Source organism: Bacillus infantis (genome assembly GCF_008180445.1).
GTDB classification, from domain to species: domain Bacteria; phylum Bacillota; class Bacilli; order Bacillales; family Cytobacillaceae; genus Bacillus_AB; species Bacillus_AB infantis_B.
In genome coordinates this window covers 228,187-251,302 of record NZ_VTER01000007.1, presented here as the reverse complement: position 1 = coordinate 251,302, position 23,116 = coordinate 228,187, and the positions used below count along the sequence as shown (strand labels likewise).

At 41.9% G+C, this 23,116-nt stretch carries 24 protein-coding genes; 9 read left to right on the top strand and 15 right to left on the bottom strand.

The window, feature by feature from the left end; translation table 11 throughout:
- Positions 1-65 precede the first annotated feature (65 nt).
- The 3 genes from FZD51_RS15300 to FZD51_RS15290 all read right to left on the bottom strand — a co-directional run bounded on the left by FZD51_RS15300 (position 66) and on the right by FZD51_RS15290 (position 3,695).
- Positions 66-548, bottom strand: a complete 483-nt coding sequence (locus FZD51_RS15300) for a VOC family protein (RefSeq protein WP_148975570.1) — start codon at positions 546-548, stop codon at positions 66-68.
- Positions 549-807: 259 nt separating this feature from the next.
- On the bottom strand, positions 808-1,791 hold the full coding sequence (locus FZD51_RS15295) for a tRNA dihydrouridine synthase (protein WP_148975569.1): 984 nt from the start codon (positions 1,789-1,791) through the stop codon (positions 808-810).
- 209 nt (positions 1,792-2,000) lie between these two features.
- Positions 2,001-3,695: a M3 family oligoendopeptidase gene (locus tag FZD51_RS15290; RefSeq protein WP_148975568.1), complete on the bottom strand. Its 1,695-nt coding sequence runs from the start codon at positions 3,693-3,695 to the stop codon at positions 2,001-2,003.
- Between the two features lie 385 nt (positions 3,696-4,080).
- Between FZD51_RS15290 and FZD51_RS15285 the strand changes: the two genes are divergently transcribed.
- Both FZD51_RS15285 and FZD51_RS15280 read left to right on the top strand, forming a co-directional pair.
- Positions 4,081-4,911 (top strand): protein-glutamine gamma-glutamyltransferase, encoded by an 831-nt coding sequence (locus FZD51_RS15285; RefSeq protein WP_148975567.1) that lies wholly within the window; start codon positions 4,081-4,083, stop codon positions 4,909-4,911.
- Between the two features lie 189 nt (positions 4,912-5,100).
- Entirely contained in the window at positions 5,101-5,259 is a 159-nt protein-coding gene (locus tag FZD51_RS15280) for a YjcZ family sporulation protein (protein ID WP_148975773.1), read from the top strand.
- Between the two features lie 284 nt (positions 5,260-5,543).
- Here the strand turns inward: FZD51_RS15280 and FZD51_RS15275 are convergent, their stop codons facing one another.
- Together FZD51_RS15275 and FZD51_RS15270 are read right to left on the bottom strand one after the other, a co-directional pair.
- Positions 5,544-5,981 carry an SMI1/KNR4 family protein gene (locus tag FZD51_RS15275; RefSeq protein ID WP_148975566.1) on the bottom strand — a complete coding sequence of 146 codons (438 nt, stop codon included), beginning with the start codon at positions 5,979-5,981 and terminating at the stop codon, positions 5,544-5,546.
- Positions 5,982-6,736: 755 nt separating this feature from the next.
- The gene (locus FZD51_RS15270; RefSeq protein WP_148975772.1) at positions 6,737-7,714 is read right to left on the bottom strand and encodes an SDR family oxidoreductase; all 978 of its coding nucleotides are present in this window, start codon (positions 7,712-7,714) and stop codon (positions 6,737-6,739) included.
- Between the two features lie 1,044 nt (positions 7,715-8,758).
- Here FZD51_RS15270 and FZD51_RS15265 point away from each other — a divergent pair.
- Genes FZD51_RS15265 through FZD51_RS15245 form a run of 5 tightly spaced genes read left to right on the top strand, consistent with a single transcriptional unit; the run spans position 8,759 to position 11,074 of the window.
- Positions 8,759-9,004 (top strand): spore gernimation protein GerQ, encoded by a 246-nt coding sequence (locus tag FZD51_RS15265; protein ID WP_094767369.1) that lies wholly within the window; start codon positions 8,759-8,761, stop codon positions 9,002-9,004.
- A gap of 16 nt (positions 9,005-9,020) precedes the next feature.
- Positions 9,021-9,389 carry a spore coat protein gene (locus FZD51_RS15260; protein WP_148975565.1) on the top strand — a complete coding sequence of 123 codons (369 nt, stop codon included), beginning with the start codon at positions 9,021-9,023 and terminating at the stop codon, positions 9,387-9,389.
- Positions 9,390-9,407: 18 nt separating this feature from the next.
- Positions 9,408-10,544, top strand: coding sequence for a zinc-dependent alcohol dehydrogenase (locus FZD51_RS15255; protein ID WP_148975564.1), 1,137 nt, complete (start codon positions 9,408-9,410; stop codon positions 10,542-10,544).
- A 17-nt stretch (positions 10,545-10,561) separates the two neighbouring features.
- Positions 10,562-10,756: a hypothetical protein gene (locus tag FZD51_RS15250; RefSeq protein ID WP_094767372.1), complete on the top strand. Its 195-nt coding sequence runs from the start codon at positions 10,562-10,564 to the stop codon at positions 10,754-10,756.
- A gap of 18 nt (positions 10,757-10,774) precedes the next feature.
- Positions 10,775-11,074 carry a spore coat protein gene (locus FZD51_RS15245; RefSeq protein ID WP_148975563.1) on the top strand — a complete coding sequence of 100 codons (300 nt, stop codon included), beginning with the start codon at positions 10,775-10,777 and terminating at the stop codon, positions 11,072-11,074.
- A gap of 256 nt (positions 11,075-11,330) precedes the next feature.
- On the opposite strand, the gene FZD51_RS15240 is transcribed toward FZD51_RS15245, so the two are convergent.
- A complete protein-coding gene (locus FZD51_RS15240) occupies positions 11,331-12,203 on the bottom strand; it encodes an SDR family oxidoreductase (protein WP_148975562.1) in 873 nt (290 codons plus the stop codon).
- Positions 12,204-12,379: 176 nt separating this feature from the next.
- Between FZD51_RS15240 and FZD51_RS15235 the strand changes: the two genes are divergently transcribed.
- Positions 12,380-12,817: an Rrf2 family transcriptional regulator gene (locus FZD51_RS15235; protein WP_148975561.1), complete on the top strand. Its 438-nt coding sequence runs from the start codon at positions 12,380-12,382 to the stop codon at positions 12,815-12,817.
- Between the two features lie 359 nt (positions 12,818-13,176).
- Here FZD51_RS15235 and FZD51_RS15230 read toward each other — a convergent pair whose 3' ends face one another.
- The 8 genes from FZD51_RS15230 to FZD51_RS15195 form a co-directional block, all read right to left on the bottom strand.
- A complete protein-coding gene (locus FZD51_RS15230) occupies positions 13,177-13,512 on the bottom strand; it encodes an IDEAL domain-containing protein (RefSeq protein ID WP_148975560.1) in 336 nt (111 codons plus the stop codon).
- A 361-nt stretch (positions 13,513-13,873) separates the two neighbouring features.
- Positions 13,874-14,773 carry an aldo/keto reductase gene (locus FZD51_RS15225; RefSeq protein WP_148975559.1) on the bottom strand — a complete coding sequence of 300 codons (900 nt, stop codon included), beginning with the start codon at positions 14,771-14,773 and terminating at the stop codon, positions 13,874-13,876.
- A 165-nt stretch (positions 14,774-14,938) separates the two neighbouring features.
- Positions 14,939-15,655, bottom strand: a complete 717-nt coding sequence (locus FZD51_RS15220) for an SDR family oxidoreductase (RefSeq protein WP_148975558.1) — start codon at positions 15,653-15,655, stop codon at positions 14,939-14,941.
- A 91-nt stretch (positions 15,656-15,746) separates the two neighbouring features.
- Positions 15,747-16,259, bottom strand: coding sequence for a type 1 glutamine amidotransferase domain-containing protein (locus FZD51_RS15215; RefSeq protein ID WP_148975557.1), 513 nt, complete (start codon positions 16,257-16,259; stop codon positions 15,747-15,749).
- Between the two features lie 257 nt (positions 16,260-16,516).
- Positions 16,517-17,539 (bottom strand): LLM class flavin-dependent oxidoreductase, encoded by a 1,023-nt coding sequence (locus tag FZD51_RS15210; RefSeq protein WP_148975556.1) that lies wholly within the window; start codon positions 17,537-17,539, stop codon positions 16,517-16,519.
- 37 nt (positions 17,540-17,576) lie between these two features.
- Positions 17,577-18,542 carry a TIGR03571 family LLM class oxidoreductase gene (locus tag FZD51_RS15205; protein ID WP_148975555.1) on the bottom strand — a complete coding sequence of 322 codons (966 nt, stop codon included), beginning with the start codon at positions 18,540-18,542 and terminating at the stop codon, positions 17,577-17,579.
- Positions 18,543-18,553: 11 nt separating this feature from the next.
- Complete coding sequence (locus FZD51_RS15200; RefSeq protein WP_148975554.1) at positions 18,554-18,901, bottom strand: ArsR/SmtB family transcription factor; 348 nt, start codon at positions 18,899-18,901, stop codon at positions 18,554-18,556.
- Between the two features lie 322 nt (positions 18,902-19,223).
- The gene (locus tag FZD51_RS15195) at positions 19,224-20,318 is read right to left on the bottom strand and encodes an L-dopachrome tautomerase-related protein (protein ID WP_148975553.1); all 1,095 of its coding nucleotides are present in this window, start codon (positions 20,316-20,318) and stop codon (positions 19,224-19,226) included.
- Between the two features lie 547 nt (positions 20,319-20,865).
- Here FZD51_RS15195 and FZD51_RS15190 point away from each other — a divergent pair.
- Positions 20,866-22,116 (top strand): MFS transporter, encoded by a 1,251-nt coding sequence (locus tag FZD51_RS15190; RefSeq protein ID WP_148975552.1) that lies wholly within the window; start codon positions 20,866-20,868, stop codon positions 22,114-22,116.
- A gap of 389 nt (positions 22,117-22,505) precedes the next feature.
- On the opposite strand, the gene FZD51_RS15185 is transcribed toward FZD51_RS15190, so the two are convergent.
- Positions 22,506-22,823, bottom strand: coding sequence for a hypothetical protein (locus tag FZD51_RS15185; RefSeq protein WP_148975551.1), 318 nt, complete (start codon positions 22,821-22,823; stop codon positions 22,506-22,508).
- Positions 22,824-23,116: the final 293 nt, after the last annotated feature.

Below are 23,116 nucleotides of genomic sequence, written 5' to 3'. Positions count from 1 at the left end.
CCTTTTGTCTTAGTCGACAAAACGGGATGCGGCAGCCACCACGTTAAGAGATTGTATTCAACTTGTTATATAGAGATTGGTCGATTTTGCAGGCACCGATCAAACTCTAACCATTGTTTGAGATGCATAGGCGAAAGATCCCAATTAGGTTCCTGATCTAAAACAGCTATATATTCCAATGAGTTGCCATCCAAGTCCTTGAAATAGCAGCTGGCAGCAGGCATCCAGGGGTGTACAATAGGTTCGCCTGCATCTAATCCAAAAGATGGAGAAAGGTCTATACCTTTCTGCCCCAAAAATCCAGGTACCTCCAACAGCTCTTTAAGTGACACCGAAAATGCGAAGTGAGACGGTGTGAATTTGTCTTCAGAAACTTCCCAGATTCCCAGCATCTGTTCTTTCTTTGATGGTTCCCCCAGCCAAAAGAAGGCCACCCTTCTTTCTTCCACTGTATAAGCCAATTCCAATTGCAGCTCCTGGTAAAATTGAATCGCATTGATTAAGTTTTTTGTATTTATGTGCGTTTCATATAATCCTGCATTTTTCATATGCCTCTTCCTTCCTATAGATGATGCTTTAATCATAGAAGGTAAAGGCATATATTGAATCAGGCGAATTGCTGAGAAATCCATACTACATTCGACATATAAAAACCACCCCGCTGAGAAGATCTTGTTACAAGTCCAGTTAGGAATATGAACGGGAAATTATCCTTAAACCACAACGAAAAGACCTCAACATATAGTTGAGGTCTTAATAATAACTTTGTGAATAAGGAGCGAATCTCTTCCCAGTCAGCCTGCTTATTTAGTTAGTAACACTTTCCTCAATCTTACTCTCATAGCTATCAAGCAAAACTCGCACATCAGCTGTTGTATCAGTATTCATCAACTGATTTCTTAATTCGCCCGCACCACGGAACCCTTTCACATAAATCTTGAAAAAGCGGTGAAGAGCCCTGAACGGACGTGCTTCCAGCTCTTTCGAATATTTATCATGAAGATCCAGGTGCAATCTCAAGAGATCAAGCAGTTCCTTAGGAGTATGATCTTTCGGCTCTTTTTCAAAGGCAAATGGATTTTTAAAAATACCGCGGCCAATCATCACACCATCGACACCATATTGATCAACCAGCTGCTGGCCGGCTTGGCGGTCAAGGATATCTCCGTTAATGGTCAAAAGGGTGTCCGGTGCCACACGGTCACGAAGCTTCTTGATTTCAGGAATCAGCTCCCAGTGAGCATCCACTTCACTCATTTCTTTGCGAGTCCGAAGGTGGATTGAAAGATTAGCGATATCCTGTTCCAGAATGTGTGTGAGCCAGTCCTGCCACTCATCTAGTTCAGTATAGCCGAGCCTTGTCTTCACACTGACAGGCAATCCGCCCGCTTTTGCTGCCTGCACAATCTCTGCAGCCACATCAGGACGGAGAATCAGGCCGCTGCCCTTTCCTCTCTGGGCTACATTCGGGACCGGACATCCCATATTGATATCAATGCCGCGGAAACCCTGCTCCGCCACACCAATACTCGTCTGCCGGAAAAATTCTGGCTTGTCTCCCCAAATATGGGCAACCATCGGCTGTTCATCTTCCGTAAAAGTCAGACGCCCGCGCACACTCTGGTTTCCCTCCGGATGGCAATAGCTTTCCGTATTCGTAAACTCTGTAAAAAACACATCAGGCCGAGCAGCTTCACTCACGACATGGCGGAACACAACATCCGTCACATCTTCCATTGGTGCAAGTATAAAAAATGGCCGTGGCAATTCACGCCAGAAATTATTAGTCATGTTGAAATTCAAATCCTTTCATTATGGGATATTCTATCATACTTTCATCCCAGAACTTAGGCAAAAGTTTTTGCTCCATATACACTTATAGCACGAGTAGACGGTTTATATCAAACTAAAGTAAATTTTGAATATTATAAACTACAATTAGAAGCAGCAAAAAAGGAGATTGGCCCCATAAATTGGCCAATCCCCAAATTAGTACTTTTTTAAAGTGCCTTATCTTCAACCGTATCCAAATAAGCCTCAATCTCACCAATCACCGACTTCACACACCCATCTTCAAACGGAGAAATCAAGTTTGCTTCTTTGACGAGTCCTGTGAATGACTGGCTTCCGCCCTGCTTGCATAAGTGCAGGTAATCCTTCCAGGCTTCTTCGGTATTTTCCTGCGTACGCTTCCAGAATTGCAGCGCGCAGATTTGGGCCAGTGTGTAATCAATATAATAGAAAGGAACTTTGTAAATATGTCCCTGCTGCTGCCAGAAGCCGCCATTTTCCAAGAAATCATTTCCTTCATAATCGCGATGCGGCAGGTACTTCTTCTCGATATCTCTCCAAGCGTGCTTTCGCTGGGCTGGAGTTGCTTCCGGGTTAGCATAGACAAAATGCTGGAATTCATCGACTGCTACACCATAAGGAATAAACAGAACCGCTTCACTTAAATGAGAGAACTTGTATTTATCCGTATCTTCCCCGAAGAAGAGGTCCATCCATGGCCAGGCGAAGAATTCCATGCTCATGGAGTGGATTTCACATGCTTCCAGCGTAGGGAACCCGTACTCTGGCACTTCGAATCCACGGCTTTCAAATACCTGGAAGGCATGCCCCACTTCATGCTTTAATACACGAACATCGCCTTTTGTTCCGTTAAAGTTTGCGAAAATATATGGTGACTTATGCTGGCTGATATAGGTGCAGTATCCGCCGCCAGCTTTACCTGCTTTGCTTAACAGGTCCATCAGGTTGTTTTCCACCATATAAGTGTAAAACTCATTCGTTTCCGGGGACATTTCCTCGTACATTTTCTTCGCCTGATCGACAATCCACTCTGCATCTCCCTTTGGATCAGGATTTCCTGTCTTGAAGCTGAAGCTGTCATCGTAATACCTGAATGTATCGACGCCAATACGTTCCTGCTGCCTTTGTTTGAGTTTGGAGGCTAATGGAACGATATACTCTTTCACCTGGTCACGGAACTTTGCTACCATTTCAGCATCATAATCCGTTCGTGAAAGCCTGGCATAAGCTAACTCTGTAAAAGAAGAGAATCCCAGCTTCTTGGCAATACTGGTACGCACTTTTACAAGCTTGTCGTATAAATCATCCAATTGATCGGCATGCTCAACAAAAAAGCTGTACTTCGCTTCATTGGATTCCTTCCTCACGCTGCGGTCAGGTGACTGGTGATAAGGAACTAACTGAGCGAGATTTTTTACCTGCCCATCAAATGGGATCTTAGCCGAAGCAAGCAGATCCACATACTCACTAACCAGCTTGTTTTCTTCCTGCATTTCCTTCAGCACATCAGGAGAAAAAGTCTTTAACTGGCTGTCCGCCAATAGGAATAACTGTTTCCCCCACTTATCCTCCAGCTGAGAGCGGAATTTAGAAGCTGTAAGGGCCTCATAAAATTTTGTGATTAGACCCTTGTAGGCTGGTCCCACATCATTGAAAAAATCTTTTTCTTTCTTATAAAACTCATCTGTCGTATCAATCGTCTGACGGATCTGCACAATCTGCCTCATGCTGTCAAACTCAGAACGCAGCTCATTGATTTCTTTCATTACGGCGTCCTGGACTTCAAAGGACTCCGCAGATTGGAACTTCTCTAATAATTGATTAAAATTTCCTTCTACCTCTTCCATATTAGGTCTTGTGTATGGGTAGTCATTAAAATTCATCAAAGATCCTCCTTATGTAGTAAAAATATCATACATACATATTTCGGCAGAATGAGACAAAATCCTTTTAGTTTTGGAAAAAAATTTCGCTTTTCGAAATATAATAGGAAGCTGCATTTGAGCCATCTTCAGGTGAAACGGGTACTTTTCCATTGCTTTTTAATTATTTCCTCATTATAACCTTCTCTGAGCTTAAGTTCCTTAGTATAAGCAAACCAGCTGTACCTTTTTCTCAGACTCCCTAATCTGAACATCATTAACCTTAGCGGATTTGTTTGTTGAGCCAAGGGACCTGACCCCTTGGCTCTTTTTAACATGATTCATAAATAAGAGAATACGATAGATATGAGCGCAAAGAAAAGCGAAATAGGAATTGGGGGATTGTATGATCCAGATATCAGGGGTACCTTTTCAAAATCAAGGAAGTGGACAGCTTGGAAGTGTTGAGAAAACGATTATGCAGCAGATGCAGTCTGCACCAGTTTTGTTTTCTTATAATTCCGAGTATGAATTACTTTTTGAGCTTACAGTGCGCAGGAACATCATTCAAAGTGCGAAAGAAATGGATAAAAGTCAGGCTGTGTTTACAAGCTTTGAATATGCCCGCTGCAATCCCAGGTACTGGCAATTAACAAGAGCCGGCGGGTTCCTTTTGAGGCCTGATGTGCGGCCGGCTGAAGCAATTATAGATATTTATCGCAACGGTTCCTTTTATGCATTCGAATGTGCGACAGCTATTCCAATCATCTATTACTATGCCATATTGAATAGTATCGGCAGCGAAAGGTTTAATTCATTATTTCAGGATCTATATCTTTACAGCTGGCATACAGATACAGACCTGGGCATCATCACCTTTTACTCTGATCATTTTATACCTGGAGACGTCCTGTACGTAAATAATCCTGACTTTGATCGAAAAACACCGCATTTCAGGGGTGTTAATGCTGTGCTCCTTGAGGATGGCAGGCTGTTTGGACACGGATTTAATATAAGAACATCAGAAGAAATGATTCGGCTCCTTAATGAGACGAGAAAACCGGACAGTCAGCAATCAGCATATATAACAAAATTGGTGACCAGGCCTTCTTTCAAGTATTTATTAAGAGCGGCAGGCTGGCAGAGGAACAGCGCAGCATACAAACCACAGCGTCCAATCGTGCATCATAACAAAAGCTCCATTTCATATGTACACTATCTCTATTATTCAATCTAATAGCCGGTCATATCAAATAACCCGGACATTCGCCCATTTTTTTATAGACGGGCTCCAAACTCACCTTCGAGAGTACTATATAGAGAAATTCATTACTCGAGGGAGGTATGATAAATGTATTCAAATCTAAACGCCCCGCCGACTCTTAGTGCAAATGTTCCTCCAAATGTTGCTCCAAATGCCGCTCCAATGCCTGCCTATACATCCCCAGCATATGATTGCGGAGCTCCATATCCTGCATATAGCTACAGCTGCCCTAGCAATCGTAACGATTTTTTCTTAATTGTAGTTCTGTTTATTTTACTTATCATTGTGGGGGCAGGCTTTTACTCCGATAACAAATGCTAACTTCAATGCCTATAGGTAAGAATAATGGGAAATAATGATCAACCTAGGGACTTGGGGAACTCCTCAAGCCTTATTTTTATTTAAGAAAAACATTAAACTCATATTCTATTAGGCTTTCATCGTTCTTCCTATCAAAAAAATAATCAAAGAGCTGCTTTTCTTGGAGTGGCTGATGCTTTTTTTAATAAATAGATTACCAAACCGCCTAGGATTGGCGGCTCGTTTTGAACAACAGCACCCGTTACTTTAGTGTAGTTCTTCACAAACTCTATCTTTCGAACCAACTAGACAGCGATCTCACCAGTAATCCATCCTTCAACAAAGTGTTTTAATGAAGCTGCAACCCAAGTTCGACTATCATCCTCGTGATTCCACACATAAATATCGGTTTTTTCAATGGTTCCATTTTTTAATATTGCATAACAAAATAAATCGCCATTACCTGCGTCTGAAAAAAAGAAAAGATGATCAAATGGCATATAAATATCTCTATAATCCTCAAAATTTCTATAAAATAGATTGTCCTTAATCATTTGGGAAGCTGGCCAAACCAAAGGACTATTCCAGTCGTCAAACACACCATTTGTTTCATTAAACAAGGCAGTTAATTCTTCTGGTAATTCAACATTTAATTCTTTTTGAATTTGAGCAATCTCAAACTTTGTTGCAGGGTCTTTAAAATGATATTCCTTAGAAAAGGAATTGACAAATTCTTTCCACATTTCATTCCCCCCTCATTTTAGATGAACATGTTTATATTCTTTTTCTATTTATAAAAATCCTTCTTTCTTTTCAACTGAGATTTATGAAAATTTACAAGGGCGGCGGCATTATGAGGCTGTTAATTTCCGTTCCAGGCACTTTGCTTTCCACGGGGCGACGCTGAGCCTCCTCCCGCTGCGCGCTGCGGGGTCTAAGTATTGCCGCTGCTTTTCCACAGGAATCTTCGTGCCTTGCACTCCAATTAACAGGGTTTTTTAAACTTTGTGTGTGTTTAACACGGGTTATGTAAATGTGGGGTCAGGCACCTATTTTTTGTTTTCTTCCTGAATTTCCTTCAGGACATCAGGAGTACCCGTCCTTAATTGACTGTCCGCCAATAAGAATAACTGTTTCCCCACTTACCCTCCAGCTGAGAGCGGAATTTAGACGCTGTAAGGGCCTCTTGAAGTTTTGTGATCAGAACCTTGTAGGCTGGTCCACTTCATTGAAAAAATCCTTTTCTTTCTTATAAATCTCATCCGTTTTATCAATCGTCTGACGGATCTATCTGACTCATGCTGTCAAACTCAGAACGCAGCTCATAGATTTCTTTCATTAAGGCGTCTTGGACTTCAAAGGACTCAGCAGATTGATACATCTTGTATTTTGAAATATGGCACTAAGCATGGAGCTATAGCCATAAAAAAACCGACTTCCCCCGCAATAATCGGAAATCGGCTGCGCTTTATCTAGATTTCGGAAATACTGCTTCCTTTTATGAATGAGTAGATTCTCCGCCGTCCACGTGCAGTACTTGGCCGGTGACAAAGCGTGAGTCATCGGATGCCAAATATACATATGTTGGAGCTAATTCAAATGGATGGGCCACGCGCTGCATAGGATTAAAGGCTCCGTATACCGCCACTTGGTCTGACGAAAAGCTCGCAGCGATAAGCGGCGTCCAGATCCGTCCGGGCGCTACTGCATTGACGCGGATTCCCTTTTTCACTACGTTTTTGGCCAGTGCCCGGGTGAAGCCGACGATGGCGCCTTTTGTGGCAGTGTAATCAATCATTTGTTTTTCGCCAACATAAGTCACTACAGATGAGGTTCCGATGATCGAGCTTCCCGGTTTCATATATGGAAGCGCTGCTCTTGTTGTATAGAAGTGAGAATAGATATTTACCTTAAAGGTGTCATCAAATTGCTGGTCCGTAATGTCCGTCAAGCTCTTCTGCTGGAACTGGATCCCCACATGGTTACAGAGTATATCCAGGCGGCCGAATGTCCTTACAGTTTGTTCTACAATGGCCACACATTGCCGTTTATCCCGCAAGTCGCCAGGCATTAATAAACAGCGCTGGCCGAGTTGTTCAACTCTCATTCTTGTCCGGTTGGCATCCTCATGTTCATTTAAATAAGCAATGGCTACGTCCGCGCCTTCCTTTGCAAACGCAATCGCTGCCGCAGCCCCAATACCGCTGTCACCGCCTGTAATGAGCGCAACCTTCCCCTTTAATTTTCCGCTTCCTTTATAATTGGGATTTTCAATGATCGGCCGGGGCACCATTAATCCTTCCACACCAGGATGGGAAAGCTGGCGTTGTTCAGGTAAATTTAATGGGATTTCCTCATATTGAATGATTTTTCCATAGTTAGGATACATCGGGTATGGGTGTTCCACTTTGTTTGCATCAAATGCTTGCTGCAGCTGTTGGATCTGCCGCAGCTTCTTTTGCTCCTTCAGGCCCATCATGTTGCCGTGTTGATATTGTCCCATCATATCTCCGTATTGATATTGCCCTTTCCCATTACCAGCATGCTGGCCCATTTGCGGCATAACATACTGTGGCATCTGATTGGCTTGCTGCATTGGAGACATCGGGTACTGCGGCATCTGATTGGCTTGCTGCATCTGGTACATTTGAGGTTGATACATTTGCGACTGGTTCATTTCCGGCATTTGATCCATCATAGCCATTTGATCTGCGATATCGATATCTTGCATTTGATCCACTTGCGGCATTTCGCGATTCTGATTTTCTTGAGTCATGGGAAACCTCCTGGTATTAAAAACTTTATGTTTAACCTATGTTTGGCGTCCGGCCGGAGTGCCTGTTTCCCAATAAAGTAAATCCCCTCCTATCGGCTCAGGGGTATGTTCCTGACCCGTTTTAGGCAAGTTGTACTTGCTCCATATCCATTTAGCATGAATAAGGTAAAACGTAAGAAAAAATGTTAAGGAGGCAGTCCTTTGAATTTTGAGTTTAGTCCTAAAGTAAAACTATTGCTGGTCAACCATTCAGATCAAAAAGTAAGGATGGATTATATCAATCATTCCTGGCCAATGCCGGAAATAGGTTGGAGACCGCCTTATTACACTAACCCCGAGTATGGTTTCAACTACCCTGTTATCTAATTTTACTCCGGGACGTCATAGCGATTCGAAAGAAAATGCCTGTATTTTCACATAGATTCATGGATACAGGCTTTTTTCAATAGCTATTTTTTTCTTTACTGTAAACAGCCTTTTTAGTTCACTACATATGAAAACCAAAGAAAAATTTAATATATTTTGCATAAGGAATTTTTAAATAAAGATACTAAATTGACCATTGCCCCTCGCTTTTTTGTTTATTCTAATAAACCGCCGTTCCTTTACTGCGCACTTTTTTTCTCCTTAAATCCTCTTTTTTACTCCTGCATGTGCCGGATTAATTTCCTGAAAAAAATCGGAATAATTTGTTGTGAATTTTGAAACTATATCTTTGTACAAGTCAATAAGGAGGTCACCAGAATGGACGTTCAAAAATTAGCCGATCATGAGTCATTGGATCTGCATGAAGTTATTAACTTTAAAACCCTTTGCTTAGCGAAATCAAAACTAATGCAAGGTCTGGTATTTGATCAGGATTTGAGAGAATTAATGAAAAAAGATGTTGAACAATCTATCCAATCGCTTGGAGAATTACAGGCGATTTATCAGCGTGCGCCTTTTGAAGCTCCTGTTCCACAAAACCGGCCTACACCAATAGTAAATTGAAAAGGAGGCAACTTCATTGAATAATGACTATTTAGACCCTATAAACTCATTACATGTACCTGAGCTGGCTGATACCACATTTGCCATGGATTTCCTCCTTCGTGCTAAAGAAGGTGTGCGTAATATTGCTGTCGCATTAACAGAGTCGGCATCACCTGATGTGAGAGCACTCTTACGAAGCCAATTAATGCAAGGTATTACCATGCATCAGGAAATTACAGACCTGATGGTTAGCAAAAAATGGTTCCACCCATACGAACTAAGTGAACAGTATAAACTGGATCAACTCTCTGCCAACAATACATTGATGATTGGCAAAATGAATCTGTTCCCTGTTGAAACAAATAGAAAAGGTATGTTTGACCGGACACCTGATGAACACTAACACTGGAGGCTGTATAACATGAAGGCAGTAACGTATCAGGGCATTAAAAATGTTGTAGTCAAAGAAGTTCCAGATCCAAAAATTGAAAAACCGGATGATATGATTATTAAAGTAACGAGTACTGCGATATGCGGATCTGATCTGCATTTAATTCATGGAATGATTCCAAATATGCAGGAAGATTATATTATCGGTCATGAACCGATGGGGATTGTTGAAGAGGTTGGACCAAATGTGACAAAAGTAAAAAAAGGGGATCGTGTTATTATTCCTTTTAACATTGCCTGCGGGGAATGTATGTATTGTAAAAACCATTTGGAAAGCCAATGTGATAATTCTAATGATAATGGTGATATGGGTGCGTATTTCGGATATTCTGGTACGACCGGCGGCTATCCAGGCGGGCAAGCCGAGTATTTAAGAGTGCCGTTTGCCAACTTTACTCATTTCAAAATTCCTGAGACATGTGAAGAACCAGATGAAAAGTTATCCGTTATTGCCGATGCGATGACTACTGGTTTTTGGAGCGTTGACAATGCAGGCGTAAAAAGTGGAGATACAGTTATCGTATTTGGCTGCGGCCCGGTTGGTCTTTTTGCTCAAAAATTCTGCTGGTTAAAAGGTGCAAAGCGTGTCATTGCGGTAGATTATGTCGACTATCGTTTGCAGCATGCCAAACGTACCAACAAAGTCGAAATTGTTAATTTTGAACAATTTGAAAATGTGGGCATGCATTTGAAAGAAATGACAAAAGGCGGCGCTGATGTTGTCATTGATGCAGTTGGCATGGACGGTAAAATGACTGATATGGAGTTCCTTGCGAGCGGAATGAAGCTTCAAGGGGGAGCATTAAGTGCGTTTATCATGGCTTCACAAGCTGTGCGTAAAGGCGGGACAATTCAAGTTACGGGCGTTTACGGCGGCAGATATAACGGTTTCCCTTTAGGAGATATTATGCAGCGAAATATCAATATCCGCTCCGGACAGGCCCCTGTCATCCACTATATGCCATACATGTTTGAATTGGTATCGACTGGCAAGATTGACCCAAGCGATGTAGTAAGTCATGTCCTTCCTCTTAGTGAAGCAAAACATGGCTATGAGATATTTGATACAAAAATGGATGAATGTATTAAAGTCGTGCTGAAACCTTAAGGGAGGAGGATTTAATAATGAACTACGCTTTGCATGAAGTTCTTGAAGTCCATGAGATGGCTGCATTTAAGACCAATTGCCTAACTAAGTCCAAAACGATGAAAGCGTTGGTTACAGACCCTCAATTAAAAGATATTATGCTGCAGGACATTGATGTATCTACGAGACAATTACAAGAATATGCTTCTATCCTTTCGAATGCTAAGCAGTAAATTAGGAGGTGGATGAAAATGAATCCAATCATTGAAAATTTTACTGGCATGAATGCACTATCAGATCAAGTGGTTGCAATGGATTTACTGATTGCAGCCAAGAGTGGAGTCAGAAATTATGCCATGGCAGTTACGGAGTCAGGAACACCGGAAATTAAGGAAATACTCACCCGCCATTTAGTGGAAGCTCTTGATATGCATGAACAAATATCCACTTATATGGCAGCAAAAGGCTGGTATCATGCTTATGATACGAACGAACAGATCAGTTTGGACTTAAAGAATATCGATACTGCATTGAACCTGCCGACATTATAAGAAATTCCCGGGAACATTTCGACAGGCGATGGTTCTTTTGGAAAACGTTCAGAGAGACTGGGAATGCCGGAACTATTTGAAGAACAGGGTTTTTCCAAATGGACCGTCATGATATACATCAATGTGTGGCCAAGTATTTAAGAAAACATTTGCCTGATGTCATCATATTGTATATTAAGAAGTAGCCTCCCCGCTTGTAAAAAAACGATCAACATAAAAACCGGCCATTTCTATTTAAGAATAGCCGGTTTTTTTTTTATCTTGTCTGGGAGATTCTATTAACCATTTCAGTTAATGCCTCTTTGACCGGTGTGGCTGGACGTCCCAGAACCTTTTCGAAATCATTGCTTTCAACTTCCAGAGAGCCGCTGCGGATGCTTTCCTGAATGCCGACCAGTAGCGGGATGATGAACTCAGGGAGACCTGCATCTTTCATGATAGCAGCATAGGCTGTGTCATCCACCTGCTGCACTTTGACATCTTTACCCAGGACATTGCCCAGTTCGGATACAAGTTCTTCCTGGGTCAATAACTTCCCTGACAATTCGTAGATTGTGTTTTCGTGACCATTACCAGAGAGGACTGCAGCAGCAGCTTCTGCATAATCCTGCTGCGTTGCCCAGCCTACTCTGCCATTACCTGCGGATGTAATCCATGGTGCCCCAGCCAAAACAGCCTGAATGGTTGGAATTTCATTCTCGAGGTACCAGTTATTGCGGAGAAATGAATAAGGGATTCCTGTTTTCTTGATGGCTGCTTCAGTGGCAACATGAGGCGGAGCCATAAGATTAGTGCTTTCTGGAGCATTGGCTATACTTGTATAAGCAATGAATTTAACACCTGCGCGCTCCGCAGCAGCGACCGCGTTTTTATGCTGGCGGATTCTTGTTTCATTGTCCCCATCAGCAGAAATGATTAACAAGCGGTCAATGCCGGCAAAAGCTGTATCCAATGTTTCCGGGCTGTCAAAATCCCCCTTACGGACGTCTACTCCGCGAGCTTCTAATCCTGCAGCTTTTTCAGGGTTACGGACACTGACAGCCACTTGCTCAGCTGGAACAGTTTTTAATAAAGTATCAACGATTTTTGATCCAAGTTTTCCAGTGGCGCCTGTAACTAATATTTTCATAAAAAAGTCCCTCCCAGATTCATATTCAAAGTTGTAACTAAAACAATTACCTGTAATCAGTATAATTACAAGTTAGTGGCAAGTCAACAAAAAGACGTTTGTCCTTTGTTATTCTTCATGATTTTAAGGTATAATAAACCTGTAATCGAATTAATTACAAACGGAAGGGATGCTTTATGTCCATCAGCAGTAGATTTTCTGTAGGAATTCATATATTGTCGTTGATTGAGTTTAATAAGGACGGGATTAGCTCTTCCGATTTTCTGGCCTCAAGCGTTAACACGAACCCCGCAGTAATCAGGAAACTTATGGGGATGTTAAAGAAAGCAGGATTGGTCGAAGTGCACCCAGGAATCGCAGGAGCCAAGCTTGCCAGGAAAATGTCTGAAATTACACTTCTGGACGTATACAAGGCTGTTAATGTCGTACAAGATCATGAGTTGTTTGGAATGCACGATAATCCTAACCCCGACTGTCCGGTGGGAAGGCACATCCAAAACACAATTGAGCCGATATTTTCAGCTGCACAGTTAGCAATGGAGAAAGTATTGGGTAACGTGCTGCTCGAGGATGTTGTTAAGGATATTGGTGAAAAATCAAATATAGACTGTTAATATAAAGGCATTCATATAGAATGTCTTTATATTTTTTCCGGAGTTTAATGAAACAATAGAGCTGGAGGGGTGACTAACCACCGGCCTCTCACACATCATTTAGCTCTCCCATTTTATCCTTTGCCTTATTGATCAAAGTGACTGACATTATCATCTGACCGCATGCTTTACCGGCAGGCAAGATGGCCGAAAAAAAATTAATAATAAGCCGTTTGTCCATTTGATTACCGCCCAACAGTTGAATCACCCATCAATCAGTTATGGGTGATGGGCAGTCTGGCAAAAAAAATACCTGCCGCTCCCAGAACATTGGAACTAACAGGCACTCATTCAGCCGGAACGTTATTTCTTCTTTTGCGTTATCTAATGGAATCAACAAGCTGCCTCATGGAGTTTATCTGAGAAGATAATTCAATAAACCATTCCTCATCCCCTGTAGAAAGCGCCAAATCAATCAGAAAACGAATTTGCTCTTTGTTTGATATTTTCGTTTCCGGCAATTTCTTCACATCTTTGCTCTGCATTAGAATAGTTTTCCCAACAGCCATCTCATTATCAGATGTAACGGCTGTTACTTTCAGAGCCCCGCCCTGGGCAGCAAGAGATTCTATATAACCCATTAGCAGCTCCCCATCGATTGACTTTCCCTTTACCCAATCCCCTGCTTTTAAAATTAAATCTTTATTTGCAGTCATTCTTTATTCACCTCTCTATATTTATCGGCTGGACCGCGAAGTAACTGTAATTTATTTTATTACATTTATAATAAAGTGAAGATTGGCCACCGTTAGACTGATTATTCCTCGTGGTCATTCAGTTCGACAACGTCGTTAGCAGCCTTCTAAGCCGTTAAGCAATTGCTTTTAACACAGAAAGAAGTACTATATTAATAAGCACTGCAGATAACAAAGGCAAAGTACTACAACAGCAACCGTACTGTAACTATAATTTTTACAGTTAAGAAAGTCAACTGCAAATAATTAGACTAGGATAAAAAACAGGATTGATTCACGTGGTAACATTCTTTCCCTAGTCTCTTATCTATCCCTAAAATTTCTATAAAATGTCCAAAGGCATTTTTCCAGTCGGCTGCGGAAATACTTTATCAAGTCTATTTAAGTCCTCTTTTGTAAATGCAATGCTGGCAGCTTCCGCATTTGCCAGGACATGATCTTCTTGAACAGCTTTTGGAATAGCCAGACAATTGTTAGATCGGATTGTCCAGGCGAGAGCGATTTGTAATGGCTGGACAGCGTATTTTTCCGCAACCTGTAAAACGGCTGGATCCGTTAAAAGTTGCTTTCTCAAGGAACCTCCTTGAGCCAGCGGGCTATATGCCATAATAGGCATGTGATGTTCCCGCTGCCATGGTAAGAGATCATACTCTATACCCCTTGAACCAAGATGATATAAAACTTGATTAGTCATACAATTCTTTCCATCAGTGGTGTTCCATAGCTCTTTCATATCATCGGTATCAAAGTTGGAGACTCCCCACCTTACTATTTTCCCCTCCTTCTTCAGCTTTTCCATTCCTCCAATGGTTTCTGCTAATGGCACACGTCCCCGCCAGTGTAAAAGGTACAGATCTAGATGATTGGTTCCGAGCCTTTTTAGACTGTCTTCACACGCTTTGGCAATCAAATCTGATCCTGCATGATGAGGATACACCTTTGATACTAAAAAGACGTCATCTCTGCGTCCTTTAATTGCTTCACCTACTAAGCGTTCAGAATCGCCATCACCATACATTTCCGCCGTATCTATTAGTTTCATGCCCAATTCTATTCCGAGCTGCAAAGCTTTGATTTCCCTTTCCCGCATTTGAGGATTTTCCCCCATGTACCAGGTTCCTTGTCCTATTCTTGGCAGAGAAGTTCCATCAGGCAATGTAACGACACGACTTTCAAGGGGATTTTTTATTTTTGCCAATTTATTTTCATCCTGTATACTCATTAAAAATCACTTCCTTTTGTATCTTATTTTGAACCTAATAACAGGCGGCCATACTCTTATCAAGTATTGCCGCCTGTTAATCACTTAATTCTTACCCTATTTCTGCTTAGTTAGAATCGCTCCATCAAAGGGCGAATAGCTTCCGCCCAATATCCATCCCGGCCATTATACTAAGCGGGCTCCCCCATCAATAAGAACAGCTGTACCAGTAGTAAAGCCATTTTTAGCAAGGTATACATAAGTTTCAGCTATGTCGTCCGGCTTTGCAATCCGTCCAACTGGGAGCTGCTTGGCGATGTCGCTGAACAGTGCTTGCCTCTGATCATCCGGCATTCCGGCATACAGTGGAGTGTCTACAATTCCAGGTGAAACCACGTTTACTCTAATAGGGGCCAGGTCTACGGAAAGTCCCCGAACCAATCCTTCAATGGCTGAATTGATTGCCGCTAGTGTAGTAGCTCCTTGAGGAGGACGTACGCCATATACACCAGAGGTTAAGGTGATGGAGCTTTCATTGTTTAAATAGGGAAGGGCTGAACGGACGGTAATATATTGCCCCCAGAACTTGCTATCAAACGCCTCTTTAGCACTTGCCACAGGCAATTCGCTAAAGTGCCCCATTGCGCCTTCTCCTGCAGTTACCACTAGGTGGTCAAATTTTCCAACCGTACTGAAAAATTCTGCTGCTTTTTCTTCGCTTCGAAAATCGATTTCAATGCCCTCTACATTGCCGCCAAGAGCTTGCTTTGCTTCATTTAATTTGGAAACAGAACGGCTGGCAATGATCACTTGAGCAGATTGATCGAGAAACGCTTTGGCAGTTGCCAAACCAATGCCAGAAGTACCTCCTAAAATAACTACTCGTTTTCCTTTTAATGACATAGTAAAACCCCTTTTCTTATTAAAACCTTTTAGTATTGAAATACACTGTGAAATATAATTTCTAAAAAGATACCATTGAGTAATTACGCTCTTATTCAGCTAATAATTTTAAGGATTCACGATTGAAGGCGGGAATGTCATCCGGGAAACGGCTTGTTACAATATTATTGCTTACCACAACTTCTTCATCTTTGTAGTTAGCACCTGCATTTTTGAGATCATTCCTTATTGATTTAAAACCTGTTATGTCGACGCCTTTCAATAGGTCTGTATCAATTAATACTTGCGGGCCATGGCAAATGGCGAAAACAGGTTTGCCTTCTTGTATAAATGCTTTTGCAAATTCACCAAAACGGTCGTCCTCACGCAGTAAATCTGGTGAGAAGCCGCCAGGGATGAGTAAAGCATCAAAGTCCTGGGGATTAACTTCCCCGATTCCTTTATCTATTTTTACTGTTTCACCTTTTTTACCAGTGATATCTTTTCCACCTTGTATGTCGATTGTGATCACTTGATGACCAGCATCTTTAAATGCTTGTGCCGGTTCTGTGAATTCTACATCTTCAAATAAGTCAGTGATTAATGTTGCGATTTTTTTGCTCATTATAATAAGCCCCCTTATAGTGGAAAAAGCATCGTTGGTATTATTCTCATTTAATAAAATAAATACAAGTAATCTACTGTTATTAGTATATGTTACTGCTGTATAAAACCTTTTACTTCGCTCTGTCACATGTTTTTATGAAGTGATCTCCTTTGGAGGAATTCGTGATCTAAAACCAAGACACGAACTATAATCCCCTCGGCCTATTCATTTTCCTGCATTTGTTTCATCACTTTAGCAGCCTGATGTCCTCCGTTTTACCTTTCGCTATGTGTGATTTCTGCCAGAAGCTCGTATGATCGCAGGCGGGCTTTGTGATCGTACACTTGGGCAATGGTCATGATTTCATCTGCCTGGCTCTCTTCCAAAAATGTATGCAGCTTTTCCTTTACCGTCTCCCTGCTGCCGACAATCGATGAGCCTAATTGCTGCTCGAGTGCCTTTAACTGGTAGCTGCCGGCCACTTCGGATATGTCATCTACCGGTGGTTGAAGCGGGATAAGACTGCCGCTCATCAGATTCAAAAATTGCTGCTGTATGGTGGTAAAAAGGCGCTTTGCCTCTTTATCGGTTTCTGCTGTAATGATATTCAATGCCACTATCGCATACGGCTTATCGAGAACATTCGAAGGCTTAAACGCTTTGCGATAGATCTGCAGTGCACCCAGAGTGTTAAGCGGCGAAAAATGGGCGGCAAACGCGAATGGCAAACCCAGTTCTCCGGCCAGCTGCGCACTGAAGCCGCTTGAACCCAGCAGCCAGATTGGAATATTCAAACCTTCACCCGGAATAGCTTTTATAGGGTTCCCTTGTGCCAGGGATGGATCAAAGTAACCTCGGAGTTCCGCTAATTGCTCAGGAAAGTCATCTCCTGTGCTTCTCAAGTCGCGTCTCAATGCGCGAGCGGTCCCCTGATCTGTACCAGGTGCCCGTCCCAGACCAAGGTCAATTCGCCCCGGGTATAATGATTCAAGAGTGCCAAACTGCTCAGCAATTACCAGCGGGGCATGATTCGGAAGCATGATTCCACCTGAACCAATCCTGATTTTTGATGTACCGGCTGCCACATGGGACATCACAACAGAAGTGGCGGAGCTGGCTATAAACGGCATATTATGGTGTTCTGCCAGCCAAAAACGGTTGTAGCCAAGTTTCTCAGCAAGCTGTGCGAGTTCCAATGTATGGCGGAAAGAGTCAGCAGGAGTACTTCCGGCTGTTATCGGCGAAAGATCAAGCACAGAGAATGGAATTTCGTTTAGTTTATTTGCATGTTTAGACATAAGATCATCTTCTTTCCTTATTTAATATTTTTAAAAACTAATCTTTTACTGGAATTTCATGAGTCGGAAAGTAAGGCAGCACAAACTCTCCAAGCTCCTGGATGACTTCCTCGGGAGGGCGCTTTGAAAAATACAATACAAATGCCAGGAGATTGACACCAATCGATTGGAATTGATATAGAATTTCTAATAAATGTTTGCGCCCTGTACGAAATCCTAACGGAATCGGAACAGGAGACGAATCGGGATTTTCCGATAAGTCGATAAATAAAGTCTGGGTGAAAGGCTTAAACACTCCTGGGGCGTGAATTTCCGACAACTCGCGATAATCTTTAATCAATTGAGTTTGCTGCGGGATATTCCTCGGGTACTGGATCCAGCCGTCCCCATTCTGTGCGATCCATTCAATCGATTGATTTGTGAATCCTGTCACCATGGTCGGAATCGCTGAAAAAGGTTTGGGAAACATTCTCATATCGGTTCCATCGATCATGCCTGAATCGCTGCTGATTGTCGGATTCTCCTCCTTTAACAGCCGTTCAAGGAATGCATAATTTTTTTTAAACAGCCCTCCACTTTCGAGCTTGGAGATTCCCAAAGCTGTGAAATCTTTATCCCGGTCTCCTGAAGCCACTCCCATGATCAGGCGTTCGGGAAACAGCCGGTCAATAGATGATGCTTCCTTTGCCACCCGGACAGGATGGCGCAGCGGGAGGACCACACTCGCCGTCCCAAGTGCAATATTCCTGGTATGGGCCGCAAGATAGGTCAAATAAATCCATATATCATACATTTGCCCATTATCATCAATATTCAAATTCTGAATCGTAACGTCCCGAAGCCACAATGCTGCAAATCCATGGTCTTCAATTTTGCGGGCAAGCGGCAGCTGATTTTCCATAATCGGATATTTCGACATCTTTGCCGTCGGAATCGAGAAACCAAGCGTCATTTTGTCCTGCTGGTACAATCTGTTGAATGCACGATGCTGTAATAAACTCACTTTAATTCTCCTTAAATTTTTGTACCAATGTATTTTTCGAACTTTTTAATTGTCTCCTCATTACGGCGATAATATGTCCATTGTCCAATTCGCTTCATTTCAACCAGTCCGCTTTGCAGCAGAATCGATAAATACTGTGAAGTTGTGGATTGCGAGATCCCGGCCTTGCTTCGGATATCCCCTACGCAAACTCCGCCTTTAAATCCTTCATCAGCAATAATATGGGCTTGCGGTAAAAAATGACTCTCGGGGTCTTTTAACATTTGAAGAATGCTCACCCTCGTCTGGTTCGACAATGCCTTAAAAATTTCAACGGCTTGTTCATCATTTAAGCGTTCCAATTCCTGCTTCAATGTCATTTGCCTCTTTCTATGTCGATTATCACTATCCCAATGGAAGCTGGATAGATGATCTGAAAGCATCACGCCAAATCGGCAATTCGCGATATTCATATATTACCTATCTGTTCTGTGCAAAGCAAAAGATTTGTTTCGAAGGAGTTCAGAAAAATCATCTATCTTAAAAAAGACCACAAAAAAACCTGCAAATAACAGGTTTTTCCGACGGTTTCGCCACTCCACCTTAGTTGATACAGGTCTAAAATAATGGTTCCTGTATTCCTGATAATGCTGATTAGCAACTAAATGACCTGCTGCCTGTGAAAGAAGTAGACCATCATGATTAAAAGGCTGGAGCAGGTAATTCCCCAATATACATACGAAGTAAACTATAAGGTTTTTCCCGTAAATCTCTTCCATAGTGAAATCTGGCCTGCCGATGCAATTGGTTTACAATGACATATAAGTATCCATCAGGGCCAATTGAAAAAGTATCCGGCCATAATATTCTTGGATCATGTGCAATGGTTTCGATTGCTCCATTCGGAAATATCTTACGGATACTGTTATTTTCATAGTCCCCGGCATAAACGATTCCTTTTGCATCGGTAATCATTCCATCAGATGCCCCTTTTTCACCCAAATATTCCACATGATAAGGTAAATCCGTGTCCGGTATCGTTCTTTCTCTAAGCGCTTCTGTTGAGATCGAGAACAAGTGACGGCTGGTTAACGGAGCAAAATATACTATCTTTCCATCGGGAGAAATCGCAAGACTGTCAGACGCCAATCTAAATGGAGAAGTTGAACCGTCTTTGTTTCGGTTCATTAAGATTTGGCCTTCTACTTTCGGTATAAAATAGGGATCAGGCGAAGTTGAATGGGCTCCATTTAACCGTCTAAAAGCGTTTCCATTTGCTAAATCTACGACGATAATAGCTCCTGGCCCTCTTGATGAAGAATCCGTTATATAGGCATAACCTGCTTTTCCAACACGAAAATCAAATCGTACATCATTCAGATAAGTCGTTGGCAGGACAACATCATCTGTAAAGGTATATACCCTTCTAATCGTATTGGTTTTTAAATCAACAGCCACTAATTTTGCCCCGCCTTTAATGGGTACAGAAAAATTAGGTGCTCCTGTATCCAGTACCCAAAGTGTGCCCAAACCATCCGCAACTACACTTTGGACACTGATGAAAGTCATTGTGACATTCCCGGGGTTAACCAAATTGGTTTGTAAATTAGGATAAGGCTGCAATTGGTCCCCAACAATTTCAGCCACCGTAAATTCAACATCGTCTCCCCATTTCGGAAAGCAAACGAAAATACGGCCATTTTCTGAAACCGTAACACCTGTAGGCATAGGCCCATAAAATGCATACACCAATTCTAAATTACCGAAATATTTTTCACTGGGTAATATAGGTTTCATAATATCCTCCTCAAGCAACAACGGGATATATCCTATATATGATGTGATTTTTTTCTAGTGCATGTTTCTTGGTAAGTTTCTATATGTAAGATCAACTGAGAAGTGTGGCGGTAATATGGGGCTGTTCATTTCCGTTCCAGGCACTTCGCTTTCCGCGGGGCGACGCTGAGCCTCCTCCCGCTGCGCGCTGCGGGGTCTCAGCATTGCCGCTATTTTCCCGCTGGAGTCTGCGTGCCTTGCACTCCAATGATCAGGGCTATTTATACTTTGTGCGAGCTTAACATCAGTTAAGAACTATTCCATTTGTAAATCACTTGTTGTTTAGATTATAACGTTTCATAGGGAAGGAATTAACTACTTAATCATTTTCCCCATACCAAAAGTAGTAAATTTAAAGTAAGATTGCTAAGGTGGAAAATAACAATTCTACTCAATAATGGAAATTTCCAATAAGGCTGGTGATTGTATTTGGGAGAGCAGCACAAGTTCAATGAATTATCCAACTCAGCGTTCGGCTGGAGCTTGATGAAACAAGGTGTAAAAGCGTATGAATAAGAGAGTTAGCATAATAGTAATTGCTTTAGGGACTCAGTCCTTGCAATCGAGCATTGTTTTCTTAACACTAGCTTGGTATTTCACTAATATAACAAATTCTCCTTTGGTATTTGGATCACTTATGGCTTTCCGTTACATACCGGGCATTTTATTAACTACTTTAAGCGGAATTGCCATTGACCGTATGAAAAAAATACCTTTAGGACTGTGGTCAAGCACCTGGCATCTTTTTTCTCTTTTGCTTTTGCTGGTGGTGGGATGGTTAAAGATTGATCCATCCGGAGCTAATTATTGGATATATGCTGGAGTCGTCATATTTATAGGGATCTCATCCGCTGTTCTCCCTCCCCTAGAAAGAACTCTGGTACCGATATTATGCAATCCTGGAGAATTAAAGTCCGTTAATAGTGTGATAACGGTTGTCACACAAGTGTCCAATTTATTAGGAACCAGCACGGCCGGGATACTTCTTCTGACAGGCGGTTTTACCTTATCCATGATTGTGGCTGTTATCCTGTCATTTCTTTCTGTCCTTTGCTATATCGTTCTGTTAGTTAAAGTAAAGATTCCTCACACCTCTAATCAAAATAATAGTGTGATGACTGCCTTTAAGATAACTGTCAGAGATCTGAAAGAACAAAAATGGATTTTCATTGCTATTTCTTCAGCTGTATTTACGAATATGTCATTTGTTATGATCATGGATGTTCTTTTGCCAACTCTATTTTCTGATCTGAAAATTAATGGCTCAGCTGCTCTAGGAATGTGCTTCACTGCCATTGGCGCTGGCACCTTAATAGGGGCAGCTTTAACCTACAAATTTAAACACATAAATTTTAATACCTCGATATTTTTATACATTGGATCAGCATTAGCGGCCATCATGGGCAGCTATTTCTTAGATTCAATCGTATTCAGTTTAATAGCTTTCGGCCTATTTGGATTGCTCGCTGCACCAATAACGATCATTTTTCAAACAACTCTGCAGGAAGCTATACCAGTTAACATTTTAGGAAGCGCAATGGGGGTATTATCTTCAGGAGCAACTGTAGCTCAGCCAATTGGTGTTTTATTGGGAGGAGTTCTTTTATTAAAACTTGAAGGAGCTACTGTACTCACAATTACGTGCGCATGTTCCATTATTGCGGTTTCAATCGGATGGTGGAGGTTGAGACTGCAGCAAATGCAATCGCAAGATCGTTCAGAGCCTATCATCGAGAAAGTGAACTCGCCTTCAGCATAGGCGGGTTTATTTTTTTGATTGTATCAGTAAAGGACACATCATTTACATCAAGATTGAGCACAACTTATTTGTAAAAGGAAAATGATGCACCGGGACGTATCTCGCTCTGTTCCGTCTCTGCTGGTCCATAAATGCCGTCAGCTGCTTAGTCGAATATAGCGGCTTACAAATTACGTTCAATTGCTGTAAATTCCATTGTGTCAGGTAAAAGTCTTTGCCTCTCATCACCCATGAAATGGTCAGCAACAGCAGCGCTTTTTGCTCTCAGGACTTCTTCAGAGATGCTGTTGTTGTTGTTGTTTTTATTCTTTCTATTCTTTCTTTATTTCTTTTCTCTATTGTGTATTCAGGTTCGATTCACGAGTCCTTCATGACCGATTCACATGCAGTCAGAAAAAGAGGATTCTGTCTGTTTTTAGACTGTAACCCGCCTGTACTTGCCTTTTCCGTTTCAGCCTGCTTTCGACCATATATAAAGACTCCTCCACACCAGGGGACGTAAATAAAAAACCATGCGGAAAAAGCTCCGCCGTAAACAGACCGAGCTTTTTCCGCAGCTTTATCGAAAGCTGAATCCTTGCATGAATATAAACATTCATCTTCTTCATGTAAAAAAACCACAGGTCTTCCCGTAATAATGGAATAGAACGGATAAACTGCTTAGTATTCAGCATAATCCCTCCGCAAGCCACTCCCTCCTTCAACATCCCATCACTCCTCAGCAGCATGTATAACCACAAGACCACCACATGATGATACACAACACTCCACCGAACCAGACTTTTGAACTGAGTCCACCCTTTGATCTGCATTCATAATCACTCCTATATGTTTGTTCATCTCTTATATATGGATTTAGATAGGAATTGGACATGGTGGGAGAAGAATTTTTCTTGCGACACAGGAGCAGGTCCCCTAGCTAATCTCTATTTTAGGTTCATACTCACTTAAAATCTCGTAAATAATTTCTGACGTAGCAAACATATGGTGCTGAACATGT